Raw genomic sequence first — 20,204 nt, forward strand, 5'->3', positions numbered from 1 at the left:
GCGCGGGCCATAGACATTGAAGAACTGAAGCCCTGTGGCCCTGAGGCCAATTGCCGCTTTCAGAGCCTCTGCATGATGTTCCATCGCCAGCTTGTCAGCCCCATAGCCGGATATGGGTGTGACGTTGCAGTTTCGATCAGCGGCCGGTGGGGATTGTCTCCGTAAATGGCAGCCGAAGAGGCATAGACCACGGGTACATTGGCCCGCGCCGCCGCTTCAAGCACCTTAACCGAACCGTAGAATTCACCTTGGCGGCCTTTGCCCAGCCGTCCTGATACTGCTGCACCGACGCGATGGCAGCCAGATGAAAACATCCATCGACCCGCGCGATCAGCGCCGGAAGGTTTTCGAAGTCAGCAATATCGCCCTGAATCAGATCAACTTGTGGCGGCAGGTTAAACCGTGCGCCTGTGGACAGATTGTCCAGCACAACGACGTCGTGCCCCGCTTCGACCAGATGATCGGCCAAGTGTGAGCCGATAAAGCCCGCACCGCCAGTGACCAGATATCGCGCCATGCTCAGGTCCTTTCCCGCCTGACCGATACCCTAACAACAATGCGGAACTGCGCCATACCCAAGGGGCCAAATCGACCGGTACAGCATCCTTGACAGCTCATGGTGCGGCCTGCACACAGATAAAGGTGGTAAGGTCGGACCATGTCCGAAGCAGTTTGTTTTAGTGTCTATTTTTACCAGTGCAGAGTACAGCGCATGCCAGCACCAGACCTCTCGGTCATCATCCCATCGGTGAACAGTTATGACGATCTGAGAAACTGTCTGACCGCGCTTTCTGCACAACAATCGGCGGTTCCGGAAGTGATTGTTGTGGATCGGCTGGGCGAGACCGTGCGCAAAGCGGTGCAGCGCGATTTTCCCGATACCCGTATTCTGCCCGTGGCTGCAGACACGACGATCCCCGCGATGCGCGCGATCGGTATCGCCAATGCGACTGCACCAGCTGTTGCCGTAATCGAAGATCACGTGATCGTTCCGCCTGACTGGGCCCGCCGGATGCTGGACGCCCTAGCGGAGGGGCATGATGTCGTTGGCGGCGCCATCGAAAACGCGGCGACCGAAACCTGGATAGACTGGGCCGCATTCCTCTGCGAATACAGCGCCTCGCTGCCACCGCTGCCAGCAGGACCTTCGGGCGGAGTGCCCGGAAACAATGTGATTTACCGCAAGGAAGTACTGGACCGCTATGGTGATATTCTCGCGCAGCACAAATGGGAAAATCATCTGCATGATGCGATGAAGGCAGATGGGATCACGCTGATCATGCGGCCCGACATCGTGGTCGGCCACAAGATGCACTATACGTTCTGGCTCTATTTTTCACAGCGCTTTCTCTATTCACGCTCCTATGCGGGTGCACGGGTGCGAACCTTTGCCACGCCGCCTTGCTATGGGCACGGCCGCTTTTGCCCTGCCCCCGCTGATGTTCTATCGGACAGTTCAGCGCATCTTGTCGAAAGGCACCTATGTGGGGCATCTCGTCAAATCGCTGCCTCTGCTTGTCCCATTTTGCCTGTCGTGGGGCGCCGGAGAAGTTGCCGGATACTGGTTCGGCCCGGGCAACGCGCTTAGCAAAGTCAGATAGGACGGGTCACGCATGTCACAGCCCCCCGATCTGAGTATTGTGATGACGATTGTCGATGGCGGAGCGGTACTGACACGCTGTCTGGATGCCCTGTCCACACAACAGGGTGATGCCCGGTTCGAAGTCCTGATCCCTTATGACCACATGTCGCAGGAGGCCAGAGAACTGGCCGCACGCTACCCACAGTTCGACTTTATTGATCTGGGTAAAATTCTGGATGGCACCGTGCCGAAGAATCCTCTGGAAATGCATGCATTCTACGACACCCGGCGGGCCGAAGCCATGAAACGGGCCCGCGGCCGGCTGATTGGCATTATCGAAGATCGTGGCGTCCCTGACCCGCACTGGGCCGAAACGATGATCCGGTTGCATGTTGAACACCCGCACGGTGTCATCGGCGGTGCTGTGACCAATGGTGTGAACCGGCTCTGGAACTGGGCGATTTTCTTCTGCGACTTTGGCCGATACCAGCCGCCACTTTCCGAAGAAAACCCGGAATACGTGACCGATACGAACATCGTCTACAAAAGAGACGCGATAATGTCGGTCCGGACTCTGTGGGAGGTCAAATATCAGGAAGCGCAGGTCAATTGGGCGCTGCGTGACGCGGGGGTTGGTCTGATGCTGACGGATGCAGCCATCACCGAGCAGCTCCGACCGAAGGTCAGCATTGGCAGCCTGGCCGCCGAGCGGCTGCACTGGGCGCGCATGTTCGGTCAGGTGCGGGCGCGCGAAATCACCCGCGGGCAGCGGCTTAAACTCTGCCTGGCCATGCCACTTTTGCCCTTTGTCCTGTTTCTCCGGCACTTTCGGCGTCAGGTGGCGAAAGGCAGCCATGTAGGTAGGTATATCGCGGCGGCCCCCCTCACGCTGTTCCTGTTGGTTTGCTGGTCGGTTGGTGAATTCATCGGCTATGTTGAAACTAGGCCGAAAGCTAGTTGAAGCCGTGTTAGAAGGATCATGATGACCCCGTTTCCCATTGACCTCATCCTTCACGACGGATGGACAGCCCAGGACCTGGCAGCGCAGCTGCAGGCAGTCCGCCCCGGTGACACGCTGGCTCTGAATATCCTGCCCAATGCAAATTTCGACAGCAAGGCGCTGATATCCGTTCTGGCAGACCAGCGCGATCTGGACAGCATTACGCTGCGCCTGGACCACCACATGATGACGGCCGAAGACATCACGGGGCTGGCTTTTTTCGCGCAGACGCAGGGCATCTGTTTCACGACAGATTTTATACTGAAGGACACCGATGATGTGCCGGGACATGTTCTGGGCGAGGCCGGACGGCTCAGGCAGATCACCACGACCGCAGCGGCCCTGCACGCTGCTGGCCACACGGTGCGTTGGCTGGTCCCGCTGACGCCGGGCATAGTCTATCACCTTGAATTTCTGGGCTCTCTGGCAGCAATCAACGGCGTGACCCTGGTGTTGCTGCCAACTTCGGCGCTTGGCGGTGACGGGGCAGATCTGGAAGGCGATGACCGGCTATTTGCGTGGGATTTCGTTTCATATCGCCTGCTGGACGAAGAAATTGACCAGATTGCGCGCAACCGCATTCCGGCGCTCCGGCGGCTCTGCAGCGTGTTGTCGGACATGCCCGCCCCCGAGGCCGACGCACCCTGGGGCATCCTAGACAGCAAGGCCGGATATTCAGAAGAGTTACGCACACGGGGCAATCTTGGCGCGACCTTGCTGCGGCCCAGCTTCGACAAACATCGTGGCCCGGCTGCGGCGCAGGGGCTGAAGACAAAGATTGCAGACGTAGCCGATGTTCTGGGCTGCGGCGTCCCCGCGCATTTGCGCGCGCGTGTTGCGCCCGAGGCCCGCCCCGGCAGGGAAGACCCCAGAATGCCATATGTGTTGCTGATCGGTGCATATGGGGGCGAACATATCGGTGATTCGGCCATTCTGGGCGGGGTCCTGTACCGGATTCACAAGCGCCATGGCACTGCGCGGGCGATTTTGATGACCCAGCGCCCGTATCACACCCGTCATCTCATCCCCATGCTGGATGTGCCGGTCGATGTCGAAGTTCAGGAGTATACGCCCGCCAATATCCGTGCTGCGCTGTCTTCGGTTGATGGCGTCGTATTTGCCGGCGGTCCGCTGACCGATCTGCCCAAGCAACTGGTACGCCATCTGGAAACCGCTACCCGCGCCAAACGGCGGGGTCTGCCGTTTGTTATGGAAGGTATCGGGCCCGGCACCTTTGTCCGCAAACCATCAGAAGTCACAGCCCGACGACTGGTGAAACTGGCCGACAGGATCACGATACGGGTGCGCGATGACGCCCGCCGCGAGATCATCCAAGGATGTGACATTGAAATCGGCCGTGACCCGGCGTTCGATTACCTGGAAACCCGGGGTGAGACACTGACACGTCTGCCGGTCCATGAACCAGCACAGATTGCGACCTTGCTGGACGGCACCGCAGGCCGACCGGTGATCGGCATCAACATCCGTCCCATCGGACACCTGTTCACACCCGCCGAGCCGGGTCGGGACCCGGCCGCGCACACCGCGCCGTCGAAAACCGCTGCGAACGCGAACTGGCGCAGGCTGATGGACTACGCCCGTCAGACCGGCACTGACCCGTGTTTCGTGTTCTTTCCAATGAATGCGGTTCAGTTCGGCATGTCGGATCTGCGCAGCGCCGGCGGATCATGCAACATCTTGAACCCGGAACCGACTTCCGGATCTGGCAGGCAGACGCGTCGCTTGACGGGGTTGTCGCCCTTCTGCGCCGGATGGATACGGTGATCGCGATGCGGTTCCACGCAGCCATTTTCGCGCTCAGCCAGGATGCCGGTGATCGGCATCGACTACCGGATCGGCAAGCGGGACAAGGTGGCCGCCGTACTCGCCGATGCCGGGATCGAAGAAAATTGCCGCAGGATTGATGAACTGCGCGCCGACTGGCTGTCCGAGCGGTTACAGGCCATCTGCCCCGCCAGAACCGTGGAGAATGTCACATGACATCGCGGAAGGTGCGCAGTTTTCTGTTCCGGCTCCATGCTTGGATTGGACTGAACCTGTCGATCCTGTTGTTGCTGATGCTGGCTACGGGGACGACACTGGTATTCATCACCGAGATTGAAGCCTTCCGCACAAAGGCATGCGTGCCACCTCTGCCGTCACACAGCGCAGCGCGACACCCGGTGAAATCTATGACAGCGTCCGGGCCGCTTATCCGGATGTGAGTACCGGCTGGATCGAGCGGGACAAGGCCTCATGGATTGGGGATGCCACGGTTGTTTTCACGCGCTGGGGTGAAGAAGCCTTGTGTGGACAGATCCGGTCACGGCCGAAGTACTGGGTTCCCCCCGGCTTTCGGGGCTGAACCCGATCATCCGCGGCATTCACGACAGCCTGCTGACCGGGCATCGGTTGGGTGTTCTAATTGTCAGCAGCGCATCCGTGTTTTTGCTGATCTCGATCATCACCGGGCTGATCAGCTATCGCCGTTTCTGGCGCGGGTATTTCCGGGTCCCTCCGCGCCATATGGGCACACGAGGCTGGTGGGGCGGTCTGCACCGGCTGACGGTTCTCTGGCCCTGCCATTCCTGATCGTCATTACCCTGACCGGGCTTTTCTATTTCATCACCACAGTCGGGGTACCGGCAGGCGCCTACCCCAGCGGCCGAAGCAAGTGAACGGGCCGGACGGCTGCCTCCGGGTTCAGCGGGCCGATCTGGATCGCGCCGCCGCCGCGGCAACCGCTGCTGTGCCCGAGCTAGAAGCTACCCTGATAGTACTACCGAACCGGACAACCGACGGCATTAAGTTTCAGGGGCAAACCGATGCGCTTGTGGCAGAGGCAAAAGCAAACTCGGTGACCGTCGACCCCATGACGTTTCAAGTACTTGGCGCCTTTTCAGCCGGGGAGCTCGGTATCTGGCCCAGAGTGACTGCAATGATCCACCCACTGCATTTCGGCCAATGGGGCGGGTTTACATCCCGTTCTGTGGCTGATTTTCGGTGTGCTGTCGACTGGTGCCGCCCTGTTTGGCGCGCTCGTTTACGCATCCCGCGTCCTGCCACCTGCGCCGTCAGGCGCAGCACCGTCACCCGGTGTTACCCGCCGGATCTGGACAGGTATGTCGCCGGTAAAATGGCTTATGGTTCTGCTCATAATCGGCACAGCGACGCTCGGGGTATATCGCTTTGGGCCGATAAACGAGAAATGGGTTCGCCAATGGGTCCCGGTTCAGCCCCACGAAGCGCAGCTCTGGACGCGCGGAAAATTGCGGCCGGGGGAAGAAATCGAAATGCGTTTTCAGTTCAAAGCAGACGACAGCACACATCAGGCCACCGTTCAACTTGGTGACAGCACCGCCGAAACTGTCTGGTTCGAGCCAGATGGTGACGTGCTGGTTACAACAGCAAAGCTGCGGGCCGATGATACCGAAAATCGGGTGATCCTGACGCTCCCCGGCCTTGGAACCGAAGGAACCCGGCTGATCTGGCGTCTGGGCCGACCGGTATTATAGCAACAAATTGGGAATTGATACGAAACCTGACGCTGTAAGAGTCGAATTGAGCCAAAATCACCGACTAAGCTTCAGCATACGCTTTTGGGTGAACTCGAATGGAAAGCCACATCGGCGCAGGGGAATTAGGTAAGCAAGGGGAATTCACCTCGATGAATAAAGTGATTGAACGGGACCAGCCAACGGCCAGTGAACCAGCGCACCAGGACACCGCCGGTATGGAACTGAGCGTCGTCATCCCCGCCTATAACGAGGAAAACGCCGTCCGTGGCACTGTTGAAGATGTGCGGGCCCATCTCGAACCGCTGGGTATTCCGTACGAGATCATCGTGGTCGACGATGCCAGCCAGGACAACACCCGCGCCGAAGCCGAGGCCAGCGGTGCCACCGTCACCTTCAACGACGTCAATTCCGGATACGGCGCCAGCCTCAAGCGCGGGGTGCGGATGGCGCAATACGAATACTTGGCCATCCTTGATGCCGACAGCACCTATCCGGCACGTTACCTGCCGGGCATGCTGGCCATGTGCCGCGATCAGGACATGGTGGTGGGCGATCGGGGCGCCGCAATGAAGAACGTGCCGCTGCTGCGGCGGCCGGCCAAGAAGTTCCTGTTCGCCTTTGCCTCATTCCTGGCCGAGCGCAAGATCAACGACCTCAATTCCGGGCTGCGTGTGTTCCGCAAATCCGAGCTGATCCCGTTCCTGCCACTGCTGCCACAGAATTTCTCGTTCACCACCACGATCACACTGTGCATGACCTCGAATGGCAAGCGGATGATCTATACGCCGATCGAATACGGTAAGCGGGTGGGTAAATCGAAAATCCGGCCGATCGATTTTCTGAACTTCATCATCCTGATCCTGCGCATCAGCACATTGTTCAATCCGCTCAGGGTTTTCATTCCTCTGGGGCTGATGTTCTTTGCACTGGGCGCAGTAAAGCTTTGCATCGACCTCACATATCTGAACATCAGCGGAACCACGGTGTTTTCATTCCTTGCAGCAATCATGATCTGGTCGCTGGGATTGATCGCCGACATGATCTCGCGATTGCATCTCAGGCCCTGACCCACAGGTAGCTTTACGTTCCAGGGCTTGCCGCAAAAAAGGAAAGTACAAGTGACGGATGTTTCCCGAACCAGTAACGACACGGATAAACCCCGCATCATCATCCTGGGTGCCGGACCGGCAGGGCTGGCGGCAGCTCATACGCTGACCCGCAACAGCCAGGCGCAGGTCACCGTGATCGAACGCGCCAATCAGGCCGGCGGGAACTCGGCCTCGTTCCCGATCGAAGGGGTGAACTGCGATTATGGCTCGCACCGTTTTCATCCGGCCGCAGAACCCGAGGTGCTGTCCGACGTGAAGGCATTGCTGGGCGACGATCTGCTTTTGCGCCCCCGCCATGGGCGCATCCGGTTGGGCGGGAAGTGGATACATTTCCCCCTGAAACTTACCGATGCCCTGGTGCGGCTGCCCAAACCCTTTGCCTTGTCGCTGATCGGAGACATGGCTCTGAAACCCTTTCGTAAAAAGAGCACCGACCCCGCGACCTTTTCCACTGTTCTCTATGACGGGTTGGGGCCTACGATTTCCGAGCATTTCTATTTCCCGTATGTGCGCAAACTCTGGGGGCTGGATCCGGACAAGCTTGCCGTCACCCTGGCGGAGCGCCGGGTCGGCAGTGGTTCAGTCGGCAAGATCCTGATGAAGATGCTGCGGCTGATGCCGGGCCTGCGCAGCGAAACCGCCGGACGATTCTACTATCCGCGCCGCGGCTTTGGCCAGATTTCAGAGGCGATGCTGCAAAGCGCCCGTGAAAACGGGGCCGAATTCATGTTCGGAACCGAGATCACCCAGATCGAACGCAGCGGCGACCGGATCACCGGCCTGACTATCCGGGACGGTGCGGGCGAAACCCGGCTAGAGGGTGACCTGATCCTGTCGACCATTCCCCTGACCGGTCTGACACGTCTGATTGATGACCCGCCCGCCCCAGTGGTCGAGGCTGCCCGCACGATCCGGTTCCGAGGCATGATCCTGCTCTACCTCATTCTCGAAACCGACCAGTTCACGGAATTTGACGCACATTATTTTCCCGAAACTTCGATTCCGATCAGCCGCATGTCGGAACCCAAGAACTATTCCGCCAGTTCCGAGCCCAAAGGTGTCACTGTATTGTGCGCGGAACTGCCCTGCGATCCGGGCGAAAAATGGTGGGACATGTCGGATGAGGATCTGGGCCGCGAATTCACCGGCTGGCTGGGGCAGTTGGGCCTGCCCGTCACGGTCCCGGTGCGCCGTTGCGAGACCCGCAGGCTAGGTCATGCGTACCCGGTCTATGATGTCGACTATCAGACCCGGTTCGACACCGTGGATCAGTGGTTGCTGGGGCTTGAAGGGCTGCTGGTGTTTGGGCGGCAGGGCCTGTTTGCCCATGACAACACCCATCACGCATTTGCCATGGCCTATGCCGCTGCCGAGTGTATCGGCCCCGATGGGCAGATCGACCGCGCAAAGTGGAATGACTATCGCGAAATCTTTGCCACCCATATCGTCGAGGATTAAGCGGTGACGCCCCGGCTTGAAATCCTGATGTATCATTCGATTTCCGACACGCCGGGACCGACATCCATTTCACCGCAGATATTTGCAGCTCAAATGCAGGCATTGGCCGACTCCGGTCTGCCGGTTGTCTCGCCTGACGCAATGGCCGCGCCCCCCCGGGCACGTTCGGTCGTGATCACCTTTGATGACGGGTTTGCCGATTTCGACACCGTCGCCTGGCCGATCCTGCGTACCCATGGGTTTTGCCCGATCGTATATCTGCCTTCAGGGCGCATGGGCGGACCGGAAGACTGGGCCGGCTGCAATACACCGCCCCGCCCGTTGATGAGTTGGGATCGGGTCCGGCACCTGGCCGCCGAAGGCGTGTTTTTCGGAGGCCACAGCATCACGCATCCCGATCTGACCACGCTGCCCGCCGACACGCTGGAGCACGAGGTCGCCCTTTCGGGCCAGGATATCGCCGCCCGGCTTGGCCAACCCATCCGCCATTTCGCGCCCCCCTATGGCGCTTCGTCACCGGACGTTCGGCGCTGCATTGCCCGGCACTACACCACCTCTGTGGGGACCAGGCTGGGTGTAGCCCGGCCCGGAGAGGACCTGCACGATCTGCCGCGGCTCGAGATGTTCTATTTCACCGACATATCCCGCTGGCAGGCGCATCTGGCGGGCCGGGGCGGTCCGTATCTGGCAATCCGCCGCACATTGCGTCGCGCACGGCAAATGGCGCGCACGCATTTTGGGGTCGGCTGACATGGCATCGGATCTCAGGGACAAGCGCCAGTTCTTCCGCTTTTTCGGCGTCAACATCCTGGGGATGATCGCAGATTATCTTCTGGCCGTTCTATTGGCGTCGGTCTTTGGTACACCCTATGTGCTTGCCGTGACCTGCGGCTTTGTCCTGGGGTCATTCGTCAACTACTGCGGCCACAATATTTTCAGCTATGAGCATACCAGCCGGGAAACCATCTCGGCTGTGGGGTTCGGGAAGTACCTTCTGGCGGTTCTTTTTTCCCTTGTGGTGCGGCTTATCACGGTCGCAGCGCTGGACTACCTGTCAGTACTGCCATTCTGGCTGATCCTGCTGGTGGCGATTGGCGTCTCTTTTGTGGTCAGCTATGTAATCTCGACCCTCTGGGTGTTCCGGAAACCAGGCTAGGCCTGAATGTAAAGCTCGTGCCACATCATGTAATTCAGCAGCCCCCAAAGCGGTCGGCCGTTATCGCGCCGACCGGCAATGTGATCGTCAACCAGCGTCGCAATGGCCTGAGGCCTGAAGAGCCCGGTCCGTTCGATATTCTCGGGCCCCAGATATTGCAGCATCAGATCGCGAAGCTCATGCTTGAGCCAGCGTGAATAGGGCATTTCAAGGCCGACCTTCTTCTTGTTCAGGATTTCATCCGGCAGGTCCCGTGCCATCGCCCGGCGCATCAGGTGCTTTTTCCGCCTGTTCTTCATCTTCAGGCCCGCCGGAACCGAAGCCAGATAGCGGGTCAGTTCCGGATCCGTAAAGGGCACCCGCGCCTCAAGCGAATGCGCCATGGTCATCCGGTCATTCTTGATCATCAGATCATCGGGTAAAAAGATGGTTGAATCGATATACATCAGCCGCGAAAGGGTTTCATCCGCCCCACAATGATCATAAGCCGAGGTGAAATGCCGGACAGACGGCTGGAGCGGCGTTCCGTTCACGGCACCGGCCGCATAAAGGTTGGTTTTCTCTGCCTCGCCCAGTACGATCCGCCACCACAGATGCGCCTCGTGCGGCGGCAGGTCCAGCCCCCCCAGAAACCGTTTCGCCTTGAACTCAAAGCTCAGCTTCCGGTCTGATACCGGCAGGCAATTTACCAGCGGTTTCATGATGCCATTGCGAATGAAACCAGGGATACGCCGGGCCTGCTTGTAGACGTTATAGGCGGCATGGGTGTCATACCCGGCAAAGGCTTCGTCCCCGCCCTCGCCGGACAGAACGACAACGACCTCATCCTTGGCCAGTTCGCTGACAAAATACGTCGGAATGGCCGACCCGTCGCCATAGGGCTCGTCAATGAAACTCAGGTATTCGGGCAGCATGTCCCGCACCATATCGGCAGTAACTGTTACCTCGCGATGTATCGTGCCGAATGTTTCCGCGACGATCCTTGCATAGGGCAGTTCATTGAAGCTCTGATCCTCGAAACCTACGGAATATGTGTGAATAGGCTCGTCCACATGTTTGTGCATGAGCGCCACCAAGGTACTGGAATCCAGCCCCCCGGACAGGAACACGCCAATCGGAACATCAGCGATCAGCCGGCGCTGCAGGGCTTTGTCCATCAACGCGTAAGAGCGTTCAACCGCCTCTTCTTCGGTGATGCTGTCATCGACGCTGAAATCCAGATCCCAATAGCGCTTTGTCGTGATCTCACCGTCTCCGGAAATGGTCATGTAATGCCCGGGGGGGACTTCGTGAATGTTCTCGAAAGCTGTTTGAGTGCCGGGAATGTAGTTGAACGTCAGAAAATCATGCAGGGCCTGCATCGACGGTTTTCGTACAACCCGGTCATCGGCAATGATGGCCTTGATCTCGGAACCAAACCGGAAATACGCATCATCCTGCTGGTAAAAAAACGGTTTGATCCCATAACGATCACGAACCAGATGCAAGGCGCTGCTGCGGGTATCCCAGATCGCAAAAGCATACATGCCGTTGAGCTCGGGGATCATGTCCAGGCCGATTTCCTCATAAAGATGAAGGAGGACTTCGGTATCGGTGCGCGATTTGAAAACGTGCCCGCGCTCTTCCAAGCGGTACTTCTCTTTCAGTTCCTGGAAATTGTAGATCTCGCCGTTGAAGACGATTACGACACTGCCATCTTCGTTGGTCATCGGCTGATGCCCGGCATAGGACAGGTCAATCACCGACAGGCGTCTGAAGCCAAGGGCGACACGCGCGTCCAGCCAGGTGCCGTCATCGCTCGGACCACGATGCGCCAACGTCCGGGCCATTTGCGCGATAAGCCCTTCATCGGCTGCCGTCGCTGCCGGGTCCAGTCGCATGATCCCACAAATCCCGCACATGTTATCCGCTTTCCTTCATACGCTCCGACCCCCTGCCAGTGTCATGAGGCTGGAGCCGGTTTTTCAAGATTAATCACCACGGCCCCACCATTGAGCGTACCGCCAAAACTTCTGACTTCGGTAAAATCCCGGGCAATCCGCGCCATGATGCCGGGATAGGCCGTACGTGCATGGACCGGCATGGTATAAACCAACCAGGTCCGGCCGGAGGCCGCTTTAAGCCCCTCCAGTTCGGCGATGGATGTCACATTCGGCCAGTCCTTGCCGTAATAGGCGTTGAACGGAAAGCCCGCGATGCCGATCGTGACGATCCTGTCCCCTTCCTGACGTTCCCGTTCAATCAAATTGATCGCCCCGGCGAAGTTCTGTTTTGGCAAGTGGACATGGCGCAGCGACGGCAACATCACGATCACGATTGCCGCACAAAACAGCACACCCGCCCGTTGCGGCCACGGTTCAGACAGACGGAACAGACGGCTGAGATACTGTCCGCTCAGCATCGCGCCATGGATCACGATAATGACGCCGAACCCCATGGCAAAGAAGAAGAACCGCGGGAACAGGGTGTATCCGATACTGGTCATGGCAAGAAACCCGAACACGACGGGGATAAGAAACAGCGCCGCCACTTCGGGCCGGTGACGCACAAAGCCCCAAAGCCCGACCGCAAAAACCGCCACCGCAACAAGCCCTACCCCGGCACCTGCAAACCCCACCTGCAGGCCATTCACGATCTCCATCAAAGCCCATAGCGGGTTGGTCCATTCCGTATCTGGTCCCTGCAGGCCCGAATTCAGCAAGGCCCCCGACACCATACTTGGTATGACCATCGCATAGGCCTGAAAGGTCAGCAGACCAGCCGGAATAAAGCCATAGAACAAGCCCTGCCACCGGTGCGGCTGAGCACGAAACAGGGTCACAGCCCAGATTGCAAGATGCGCGATAACCACCAGGGCCATCGTCAGATGCGTATAGCCCCCCAGCCCCACCGCAATGGCATAGGCAATCCATTTGCGCGTACTGCCCTGCCGGAGCGCATCCAGCAGCCAGGCGCTGGACAGGATCGCAAAGAACAACAACGCTGTATAACCCCGGGCATTCTGACTGAACCAGATGTGATGATAGGAAAATGTCATCAACGCGACCGCGAACAGGCTTTCGCGGGTACTGACGACCCTGCGGGCAAAATAGTAAAGGGCTACAATACTGCCCAGACCAAAACAAACGGCTGGCAACCTAAGGGCCCAGACACTGTCTCCAAAGGTGTTCAACGATACCCGCGCCAGCACACTGAACAACACATGGTTGTTGGCGTCGTGGTATGTGCTGACAATCTGTCCCACCGTTAGAGGCATGTAGTTGACCGAGGTCAGCATCTCGTCAAACCAGATGCCTGTATTCAAATGATAAAGGCGCAGAAAAGTGGCGCAGAGGATCAGGCCCAGAAATACAGCCGTTTCGATTGGGCGCACTGCGGATATCTCGGGTTTCGGGCCATCAGGTTCGAAGGTCTTTGATGCAAAGCCCAACGCCAGGATGTACGTCCCAAGCACGACCAGCCCCGCCCGGAACAGTTGCGCCCCCAGAACAAGTTGCGGATCATCCGGGGCATCCGCCCCCTGCACTATCCTGATCCACCACACCGTCGGCAGGAGCAGGCCCGCAACAATAAGAAGCGTTGCGATGATTTTGCCGGCATAGGTCTGGTTCATTTGCATGGTGCCACAAGGCTGTTTTGCGAATTTTGAAACTGGCGTAATGCCCTAAAATCAGTCTACGGAACCGGGGCACCTGTCGGAAACCACCCTCTGGAAACAAAGTCCCTAAATCCGCCTGGATGAGCATACCCCAGCAGGGGTGCTTTTCAATGCAGCAACGGGATCGAGGCGCGCGCGCGCCGGTTCGCTGACAGCAAGCACATCAATTGCCTCATTTTAATGCAATAGTTTCAATTTCAGATACAAAGCTGACAACCCGGTTGCAGGTCTGCCGGCCACGTCAGAGCAGAGACAGCCGAACGTCCTGCGCCACCTGCGCGATCCCGGTCGACAGTGGTGTCGGTCGCCAGCCTTCCGGCGTTGCAGAGGGTAGAAAGCTCATGTTGCGGGCGTTAGAGGGATGCGGATCGATCTGCAGGAGCAACGGCATATTGACCGCTTTCCTCACCATCTGAACGATTTCGAAGATTGACGCAGGGCGGCCCTGTGCAATGAGATGCGTACACGTTGCCTCATCTCCGGGCAAAAGAATGTTTCTGGCCATGAAGCGGCCCACATCCTCGGCCAGCACGTAATCCCTGAGCGTGGACAGCGATCCCTGAATATAAGAGGGGCGCCGTTTCAGGGCATTGGTAATCAGAGTGGGGATCAGACCGGCCCGCCCGCCGGGATTGTAGCCATACACGCTTGTCAGTCGGTATATGTGACGGTGGGCAACCCCTCGTGCGGACATAACCGACTGTTCCTGCCGTATCTTTCCGGATCCATATGGTCTGAGCGGTCTGGGCGTCCCGTGCGGTTCGCAGGCCAACTGCCCCTCGAACAGGCCACCGGACGAGCTGACATGATGCAAGCAATGCGCGGCTTGCGGCAGGGCAGCGGCAAGGCGCGCGGCCAGTCCAAGCACATCCTGCAGAGCCTTCAACTCGTGCTGCATATCTTCCCGGGTTGAGCCGAAGCCGCTTTGCCCTGCGGCCCAGATAACGGAAACGTTGCGCAGATGCTGCATGCCTGCGGCCTGTGCAATAACGGCCTGTTCAATACGCTGCGATTGCTGTCGCCGGGTCTCGGCATTGCCCCAGTCATAGGATCTTTTCTGAACCACGGGATTTACAGCCTGCCGAATGGCCCGTTCAACGGCCCCTCCGACCAGCCCTGTCCCAAACAGCACGGCGATACCGTTCGGATATTGGTCAACTTCATGCCAATGCAGCAGCTTCATGGCTTTTGCTGCGCGAACCAATCCGTAAGCAGCGCATCCTGTGACCGGTCTATGGTAAAGAATGTCGGCTTGCCGTGCGCCTTGAGAACAAGGGTCGAAAGGTATTTCAGCACGACACCCAGCATGAACGCCAACAGCCCGCTCGCAAGACAAATCGCCAGAAACAACGAGGTCCAGCCCGGAACCGTAATTGCGTCGGGTGAGAAAAGCTTGAGGATCAGGAAATAAACGCCACCCACGAATGAGCTCAGCAACAGCGCGACCCCCAACCAGACCCCCAAATTCAGAAATCTGATCTGACTTGAAAAAAGCATTCGGGACGCGTGCCCCAGCAGGGATTTGAAACTGTATCCACTGCGCCCCTCACGAATGAAACGTTCATCCTTCAGCTCCATTTCCAAGGCCTCGACGCGCTGCGTGAACCAGGAAAGGTTGATGTCGAAATACGTGTCATGCGCGCAGACGCTGGCCACTGCACGCGCAATCGAGCCACGGATCAGGCGGAAACTGTTGAAATGAGACAGGTTCGGGTTGCCTGTCAGCCATTGCATCAGACGTTTGAAAACCCGCGATGTGCTGTCTCGCCAGACAGATTCATGAACGTCGGTGGCCGCCTGAGCATACACAACATCCGCACCAACACCGACCGCCTGCGCGAGCAGGCTAGGTATCTGGGCGGGAGGGTGTTGCAGGTCTTCGTCCAGAGTGACAACCCAGTCACCACAACTGTGCAGAATACCTGCAACCGTCGCCGCATGTTGCCCATAATTGCGGGACAGATGCAGCGGAACGATCCAGAAATGCTCCTTGGCGAGACGGTCAATCACCTCCGGCGATGTGTCAATTGCCGCATCATCAACAAAGATCAACTCGGCCAGAACCAGCGGCGCCTTTTCTTCCTGCCACTTATTGCGCAACGCCTGAACCGCATCCGCAAGCTCTTCCAGATATTTCTCACCGGCGAAAACGGGAACGACAAGGCTGACTGTCACCTCTTCGAAATCAGTCTTTGTCATCACGCAACCACATTATCCGAAACATTAAAAATTGTTACTGGCAAGAGTGATAAAATGAAAGCTCCTTCGGAAAGTGTATCGCCCAACCGGATTTCGCCAACCCGTATCGCGACGGCTGGCGCAGCCTTGTTTCAAGATCATCTTAACTCCCGGATTGCCTGCTCTGACCTAGGGTTTCAGCAAAAACTGGCTGCTTTTGCACTTGTAAACTTCAAGTTCTTGCTAAATCAAAGTCCATACCTGCATTGTTAATCGCAGGTTAACCCGGAACGCCCAAATTTGGTCATAAAACCGGGACAGAGTGTGTGCAGAGCAGGGGCAGTGTCTCCGTTTAAAACTGATCCAGAGGTTCGTCCAGAATCTGAACCACAAGTGGAGGGTATGATGGTAGTAGCTGTTATCGGGCTGGGTATCCTGACCGGTATGATTGCTGGTGCCGCAGCCCTGATTTTCGGTTATTCCTTTCTGACCGCCCTGGGAATTTATGCCCTGTCCGGCAGCGTCATCGCGGCGACCAGTATCGTTCTGGTCTGTGCCGTCCGGACTGCACACCGGTACTGGATGCGCCGCAGGCACGCTTATCCCGGCTGAGTAGTTCGGTCTCAGACCGGATACCCCCCTATCCTGCTATCCGTCTTGTGACATAGCCAAGGAAAGCCTTTCCGGCGTTTTTGAAAACCGGTCGTCCGCTTGCGGCCCAATAGGCCAGCCAGTCCGCCTCGAGGGCATAGACATCCCAGCCCGGCGCCAGATCCCGGGCCTGTTCCAGGATTTCCGGGGACAGTATTGGACGGTCCGTGGACTCGATCACCTGCCCGCGGCGGGAAAAACAGATGATATCGCCGGGCTCTTCGGTCATCTCATAATCGGGCAAGTGATCCGCTGCGATCATGTCCCGGATCATCTTGCGGAACACGCGGCGCGGCGAGGCCGAGCCTGATTTCTTCAACAGCGTCTCGACCGAAATACGCCACTCCGGTTGTCGGCCGCAATGCTTGCGGGCCAGTTCATACACGCGCCGCTCAAGTGGCTTGCGCAACCGGAAATAATCCCGGTTCAATGTCAGAACCGATTTCGCCAACACAGCCCTATACAACCAGTCCGACAGTTTCACGCTGACGCTGATCATCCGCCCGCCCCGGCTGCGGCGTACGATCTCCCAGTTTTCAATCAGGCCAAAACCGCTGGTCGTTTCGGTCTCACCGGTCGCTATATTGGTGGTAATCCGGGTCCCTGCCAGCCGCTCGAACGCTTCTCTCAGCCGCTTGTACCCGTCACCGGAAGTTTCCCGATTGCTCGCGACCAGAAGATCATGAGCCTTGAGGTGCAGAACCTGACTGACCGCCCGCCCCGCATTCAGCGCAGCCATCAATTGCGAGATACAGAAAATCAGAATGTCCTTGTCATGGATCGTCGCCAGCCCGCGCACACTTGGCGTGACCGTGATCTCAACCCCGTTGTGACTGTATTGCAGAATTCGCCGGTCCGGACGTGTGGACAACGAAAACATCGGATGCTCCATTGAGCCCAGATCGGTCTTTGGCAACGCATCAAAAATATCGCAAACAAAAAAATCCGCCGTTGGATGCCTGTCAGGCAACAGCGCACCTGCCCTGCTCATATCCTCTCACACATAGGTTTTGCTCGATTCTTCTTTCGTGGTTTTATTGACGCTCAACCTAAAGTTATCCACAGAACCCGTAAACCCATCAGATCGTGGGACCAGAGTCACCCTATCGTGGGATCAGAGTCGGCTTATCGTGGGATCAGATTCATCTCGTTCAAATTAAATGCGAAAAAATCATTTAAAATAATGATCTTACGAGGAGTGCTTTGTCTCTATAACTATAAACTAACTGTTTTTTAACTGAAAAAATTTCGCTCCTCATCAAAAAAAGCCGTTCACCAAGGCACATTCAGTGAATTTGCTTAGAAAAACGCTATCCTTATCGTCAAAAGCCTTCCATGTGATGTGTTTCGTGGTATATTGCGAAAAAGATGATACATAGGCGAAATCTCAATGCGCGCAGTCACACGTGAAGGGCTCCCGCCCTATCTCAGCATCTCACCTGATACAGCCCTGACCGAGCTTGGAGATCCGACGACAACCCATGACTTTGCCAATATCGCAGAAGCCTGCGCCCGGGGACGGGCCGACCTTGCCAGCCGCGGATTGCAGGAAGGCGGACAAAAAACACTAAGACTGTTCTCGACCTGGGAAATCACCAAATATCTGATCCCCGTGGCCCCTGCCCATTTCCGGCGCGTGCTCAAAAGCAATCCTGATCTTCCCCAGGGATCCTCGGAAACAGAGGGCGGCGCCAAATGGTTTACGTTGGATGAGGTGCTGAGACTCAGAGTGTATTTTGCTTCTGAAGGTTCCAAAGCCAAAGAGTATCGCCCTTATCGCCCCGCAACCATTCCCGCGAAAATGGTTGCCGTTGCCAACTTTAAAGGCGGGGTCGGAAAAACATCAACCTGCGCCCATCTGGCCATGTCCGCCGCTTTGGACGGGTACAAGGTTCTGGTGATCGATCTGGACAGTCAGGGTTCGATGACGTCGATCTTTGGCGGCAAAGTCACCGACGAATGGCAAACGGTCTTTCCGCTTCTGGCCCGGCACTATGCCTCTCATCTGCGGCGGGAAAATCAGGGGCGGATTGACCGGGGTGAGGCCCCTCATCCCATCGACGACACGCTGGCCGAAGCGCTGAAAACAAGCAGCCGGGACCTGATCCAGTCGACGCACTGGCCCAATATCGATTTGATTGGTGCCCAGCTGAATCTCTACTGGGCCGAGTTCCAGATCCCGGTCTGGCGCATGCAGGGCCGCAGCTGGAAGTTATGGGATGCCCTGTCAGATACGCTGGCCGAAGATGGGGTGCTGGATGATTATGACATCGTCTTTCTCGATACCCCTCCTGCTTTGGGGTATCTGACAATCAACGGGTTGTCGGCCTCGGACATCCTGCTGGTTCCAATGGGTGCATCGTTTTTAGAGTTTGATTCAACCGGTCGGTTTTTCGACATGCTGCATTCCACTTTTCAGTCGATCGAAGAGGGTGAGAACATGGCCGCCCGCGCGCTTGGCCGCGAGGAAATGGCCTTTGAATGGGATGCCGTGCGCACATTGATTACGCGCTATGACGGCAGTCAGCAGGCTGAGTTGGCAGGCCTGATGCAGGCTTATCTGGGGCCGACGCTTTCGCCGCATTGGCAAGGATTCACCGCGTTGATCGGTCAGGCCGGTGAACAGGTCAGCGGCATTTACGAAGCCGATTACCGCGATTTCAACCGGGAAACCTATGTCCGCGGGCGCGAAACCTTTGATGCAACCTATGCCGCATTTAAGCGCCTTTTGGTGGGGATATGGCGACGCGAAGAACTTGAACAACAAGCGGATGAGCCTGCAGAGCCCCAAGCCAGTTTGTAGGGTGAAATGTTTCGCACGCGAAACAGCGGCGCGGAAATCAGAGTCGAAACCGGCCGGACAAGGAGAAATAACATGGCAAAGCGCAAACGACTGACCCCTGCCCGGCCCGACTATTTGGGCGAGGCGGCGCCCGCGCTTGAAACCAAGGGCCTGTCTCCCGCAGGCGTTGGGCGCAACTCTCCGCCAATCGCGCAGGTTGCCGGAGATACAGCCGCTCAGGCGGCGTTGGAAGAGTTGACCGAAGAACTCCGTACAGCGCGGGCTGGTGGCCGTATGGTGCAGTCTCTGCCGCTTGGAATGGTGGATGAGGCGCATCTGGTGCGGGACCGTATGGCGGTGGACGACGCCGAGATGATGGCCCTGACCGAAAGCCTGCGGATGCGTGGCCAGCAAACACCGATTGAGGTTGTAGAGCTGGAACAGGGTCGATTTGGGTTGATCTCGGGCTGGCGCCGTTTGAGCGCCCTCAGGGCGCTGTTTGCGGAAACCGGGGAAACGCGCTTTGCCACGGTTCAGGCCTTGCTGAGACGGCCGGATTCCGCAGCGGATGCCTATCTGGCCATGGTTGAGGAAAACGAAATTCGGGTAGGGTTGAGCTATTATGAGCGCGCCCGGATCGCGGCACGGGCCGCAGAGCAGGGCGTTTACCAGGATGAAGCATCTGCGTTGCGCGGGCTTTTCGCCTCGGCAAGCCGGGCAAAGCGATCCAAGATAGGCTCATTCATGGTCCTGTATCATGAGTTGGACGACTGCCTGAGCTTTGCTTCGACCATTCCCGAGCGGCTGGGCTTGGCTCTGGTCAAGGCGCTGAAGGAAGATCCCCAGATGACTCGGCGGCTGACGGAGGCCTTGCGGAGCCAGACACCCCAAACAGCCGCGGAAGAGGCCGCGCTTTTGAAGCAGGCGCTTGAGACAGGCACTAAACCGCAGAAAAAAGCCCAGAAACCGGTGTCTGAAAATATCGGGGATATCCGGCTGGATATCAGCCGGAACGGGGATCGGCTGGTGCTTTCAGGGGGTGGTGTTTCGGACAACTTTGCAGAAAAGCTGCGCGCCTGGCTGCGTGCCCAAACCTGAACATGTTTCGCACG

19 protein-coding genes and 1 pseudogene are annotated in these 20,204 nt (G+C 57.8%); 14 read left to right on the top strand and 6 right to left on the bottom strand.

The window, feature by feature from the left end; genetic code table 11:
• Nucleotides 1–517: pseudogene (locus tag ACR3EP_RS21355) on the bottom strand (NAD-dependent epimerase/dehydratase family protein); the annotation flags it as partial.
• A 195-nt stretch (nt 518–712) separates the two neighbouring features.
• Here ACR3EP_RS21355 and ACR3EP_RS21360 point away from each other — a divergent pair.
• The 11 genes from ACR3EP_RS21360 (at nt 713) to ACR3EP_RS21410 (ending at nt 9,823) form a co-directional block, all read left to right on the top strand.
• Complete coding sequence (locus tag ACR3EP_RS21360; RefSeq protein WP_480639361.1) at nt 713–1,588, top strand: glycosyltransferase family 2 protein; 876 nt, start codon at nt 713–715, stop codon at nt 1,586–1,588.
• A gap of 25 nt (nt 1,589–1,613) precedes the next feature.
• Nucleotides 1,614–2,543: a glycosyltransferase family 2 protein gene (locus ACR3EP_RS21365; protein WP_480639362.1), complete on the top strand. Its 930-nt coding sequence runs from the start codon at nt 1,614–1,616 to the stop codon at nt 2,541–2,543.
• Between the two features lie 21 nt (nt 2,544–2,564).
• Complete coding sequence (locus tag ACR3EP_RS21370) at nt 2,565–4,367, top strand: polysaccharide pyruvyl transferase family protein (protein ID WP_480639363.1); 1,803 nt, start codon at nt 2,565–2,567, stop codon at nt 4,365–4,367.
• Nucleotides 4,355–4,507 carry a hypothetical protein gene (locus tag ACR3EP_RS21375; RefSeq protein ID WP_480639364.1) on the top strand — a complete coding sequence of 51 codons (153 nt, stop codon included), beginning with the start codon at nt 4,355–4,357 and terminating at the stop codon, nt 4,505–4,507. The genes ACR3EP_RS21370 and ACR3EP_RS21375 overlap by 13 nt, the downstream gene beginning before the upstream one ends.
• 72 nt (nt 4,508–4,579) lie before the next feature.
• Entirely contained in the window at nt 4,580–4,807 is a 228-nt protein-coding gene (locus tag ACR3EP_RS21380) for a PepSY domain-containing protein (RefSeq protein WP_480639365.1), read from the top strand.
• A gap of 82 nt (nt 4,808–4,889) precedes the next feature.
• A complete protein-coding gene (locus ACR3EP_RS21385) occupies nt 4,890–5,174 on the top strand; it encodes a PepSY-associated TM helix domain-containing protein (protein WP_480639366.1) in 285 nt (94 codons plus the stop codon).
• A gap of 413 nt (nt 5,175–5,587) precedes the next feature.
• Nucleotides 5,588–6,097, top strand: coding sequence for a hypothetical protein (locus ACR3EP_RS21390; protein ID WP_480639367.1), 510 nt, complete (start codon nt 5,588–5,590; stop codon nt 6,095–6,097).
• A 98-nt stretch (nt 6,098–6,195) separates the two neighbouring features.
• Nucleotides 6,196–7,167 carry a glycosyltransferase family 2 protein gene (locus ACR3EP_RS21395; RefSeq protein WP_480639368.1) on the top strand — a complete coding sequence of 324 codons (972 nt, stop codon included), beginning with the start codon at nt 6,196–6,198 and terminating at the stop codon, nt 7,165–7,167.
• A 51-nt stretch (nt 7,168–7,218) separates the two neighbouring features.
• Complete coding sequence (locus tag ACR3EP_RS21400; RefSeq protein ID WP_480639369.1) at nt 7,219–8,667, top strand: protoporphyrinogen/coproporphyrinogen oxidase; 1,449 nt, start codon at nt 7,219–7,221, stop codon at nt 8,665–8,667.
• A gap of 3 nt (nt 8,668–8,670) precedes the next feature.
• Nucleotides 8,671–9,417 (top strand): polysaccharide deacetylase family protein, encoded by a 747-nt coding sequence (locus ACR3EP_RS21405; protein ID WP_480639370.1) that lies wholly within the window; start codon nt 8,671–8,673, stop codon nt 9,415–9,417.
• Between the two features lies 1 nt (nt 9,418).
• The gene (locus ACR3EP_RS21410; protein ID WP_425082464.1) at nt 9,419–9,823 is read left to right on the top strand and encodes a GtrA family protein; all 405 of its coding nucleotides are present in this window, start codon (nt 9,419–9,421) and stop codon (nt 9,821–9,823) included.
• Here ACR3EP_RS21410 and asnB read toward each other — a convergent pair.
• The 4 genes from asnB to ACR3EP_RS21430 form a co-directional block, all read right to left on the bottom strand.
• Entirely contained in the window at nt 9,820–11,724 is a 1,905-nt protein-coding gene (asnB, locus tag ACR3EP_RS21415) for an asparagine synthase (glutamine-hydrolyzing) (protein ID WP_480639371.1), read from the bottom strand. The two genes, ACR3EP_RS21410 and asnB, sit on opposite strands and share 4 nt — an antisense overlap.
• 41 nt (nt 11,725–11,765) lie before the next feature.
• Nucleotides 11,766–13,436 carry a glycosyltransferase family 39 protein gene (locus ACR3EP_RS21420; RefSeq protein ID WP_480639372.1) on the bottom strand — a complete coding sequence of 557 codons (1,671 nt, stop codon included), beginning with the start codon at nt 13,434–13,436 and terminating at the stop codon, nt 11,766–11,768.
• Nucleotides 13,437–13,722: 286 nt separating this feature from the next.
• Nucleotides 13,723–14,664 carry an NAD-dependent epimerase/dehydratase family protein gene (locus ACR3EP_RS21425; RefSeq protein ID WP_480639373.1) on the bottom strand — a complete coding sequence of 314 codons (942 nt, stop codon included), beginning with the start codon at nt 14,662–14,664 and terminating at the stop codon, nt 13,723–13,725.
• Nucleotides 14,661–15,680, bottom strand: coding sequence for a glycosyltransferase (locus ACR3EP_RS21430; RefSeq protein WP_480639374.1), 1,020 nt, complete (start codon nt 15,678–15,680; stop codon nt 14,661–14,663). The genes ACR3EP_RS21425 and ACR3EP_RS21430 overlap by 4 nt, the downstream gene beginning before the upstream one ends.
• A gap of 384 nt (nt 15,681–16,064) precedes the next feature.
• Between ACR3EP_RS21430 and ACR3EP_RS21435 the strand changes: the two genes are divergently transcribed.
• Nucleotides 16,065–16,271: a hypothetical protein gene (locus ACR3EP_RS21435; protein WP_480639375.1), complete on the top strand. Its 207-nt coding sequence runs from the start codon at nt 16,065–16,067 to the stop codon at nt 16,269–16,271.
• A gap of 28 nt (nt 16,272–16,299) precedes the next feature.
• Here ACR3EP_RS21435 and ACR3EP_RS21440 read toward each other — a convergent pair whose 3' ends face one another.
• A complete protein-coding gene (locus ACR3EP_RS21440; RefSeq protein ID WP_480639376.1) occupies nt 16,300–17,301 on the bottom strand; it encodes a replication initiator protein A in 1,002 nt (333 codons plus the stop codon).
• 399 nt (nt 17,302–17,700) lie between these two features.
• On the opposite strand from ACR3EP_RS21440, the gene ACR3EP_RS21445 reads away from it, so the two are divergent.
• A complete protein-coding gene (locus ACR3EP_RS21445; protein WP_480639377.1) occupies nt 17,701–19,113 on the top strand; it encodes an AAA family ATPase in 1,413 nt (470 codons plus the stop codon).
• A 72-nt stretch (nt 19,114–19,185) separates the two neighbouring features.
• Entirely contained in the window at nt 19,186–20,190 is a 1,005-nt protein-coding gene (locus ACR3EP_RS21450; RefSeq protein ID WP_480639378.1) for a ParB/RepB/Spo0J family partition protein, read from the top strand.
• Nucleotides 20,191–20,204 lie beyond the last annotated feature (14 nt).

It is taken from the genome of Ruegeria sp. BB10 (assembly GCF_056535725.1).

Bases quoted from the DNA above. Each gene is read 5' to 3' on its own strand.
- ACR3EP_RS21445 (WP_480639377.1), top strand. From the start codon at position 17,701: ATGCGCGCAGTCACACGTGAAGGGCTCCCGCCCTATCTCAGCATCTCA.
- ACR3EP_RS21435 (WP_480639375.1), top strand. From the start codon at position 16,065: ATGGTAGTAGCTGTTATCGGGCTGGGTATCCTGACCGGTATGATTGCT.
- ACR3EP_RS21450 (WP_480639378.1), top strand. From the start codon at position 19,186: ATGGCAAAGCGCAAACGACTGACCCCTGCCCGGCCCGACTATTTGGGC.
- ACR3EP_RS21425 (WP_480639373.1), bottom strand. From the start codon at position 14,664: ATGAAGCTGCTGCATTGGCATGAAGTTGACCAATATCCGAACGGTATC.
- asnB (WP_480639371.1), bottom strand. From the start codon at position 11,724: ATGTGCGGGATTTGTGGGATCATGCGACTGGACCCGGCAGCGACGGCA.
- ACR3EP_RS21375 (WP_480639364.1), top strand. From the start codon at position 4,355: ATGGATACGGTGATCGCGATGCGGTTCCACGCAGCCATTTTCGCGCTC.
- ACR3EP_RS21370 (WP_480639363.1), top strand. From the start codon at position 2,565: ATGACCCCGTTTCCCATTGACCTCATCCTTCACGACGGATGGACAGCC.
- ACR3EP_RS21430 (WP_480639374.1), bottom strand. From the start codon at position 15,680: ATGACAAAGACTGATTTCGAAGAGGTGACAGTCAGCCTTGTCGTTCCC.
- ACR3EP_RS21360 (WP_480639361.1), top strand. From the start codon at position 713: ATGCCAGCACCAGACCTCTCGGTCATCATCCCATCGGTGAACAGTTAT.
- ACR3EP_RS21440 (WP_480639376.1), bottom strand. From the start codon at position 17,301: ATGAGCAGGGCAGGTGCGCTGTTGCCTGACAGGCATCCAACGGCGGAT.
- ACR3EP_RS21395 (WP_480639368.1), top strand. From the start codon at position 6,196: ATGGAAAGCCACATCGGCGCAGGGGAATTAGGTAAGCAAGGGGAATTC.
- ACR3EP_RS21365 (WP_480639362.1), top strand. From the start codon at position 1,614: ATGTCACAGCCCCCCGATCTGAGTATTGTGATGACGATTGTCGATGGC.
- ACR3EP_RS21420 (WP_480639372.1), bottom strand. From the start codon at position 13,436: ATGAACCAGACCTATGCCGGCAAAATCATCGCAACGCTTCTTATTGTT.
- ACR3EP_RS21380 (WP_480639365.1), top strand. From the start codon at position 4,580: ATGACATCGCGGAAGGTGCGCAGTTTTCTGTTCCGGCTCCATGCTTGG.
- ACR3EP_RS21410 (WP_425082464.1), top strand. From the start codon at position 9,419: ATGGCATCGGATCTCAGGGACAAGCGCCAGTTCTTCCGCTTTTTCGGC.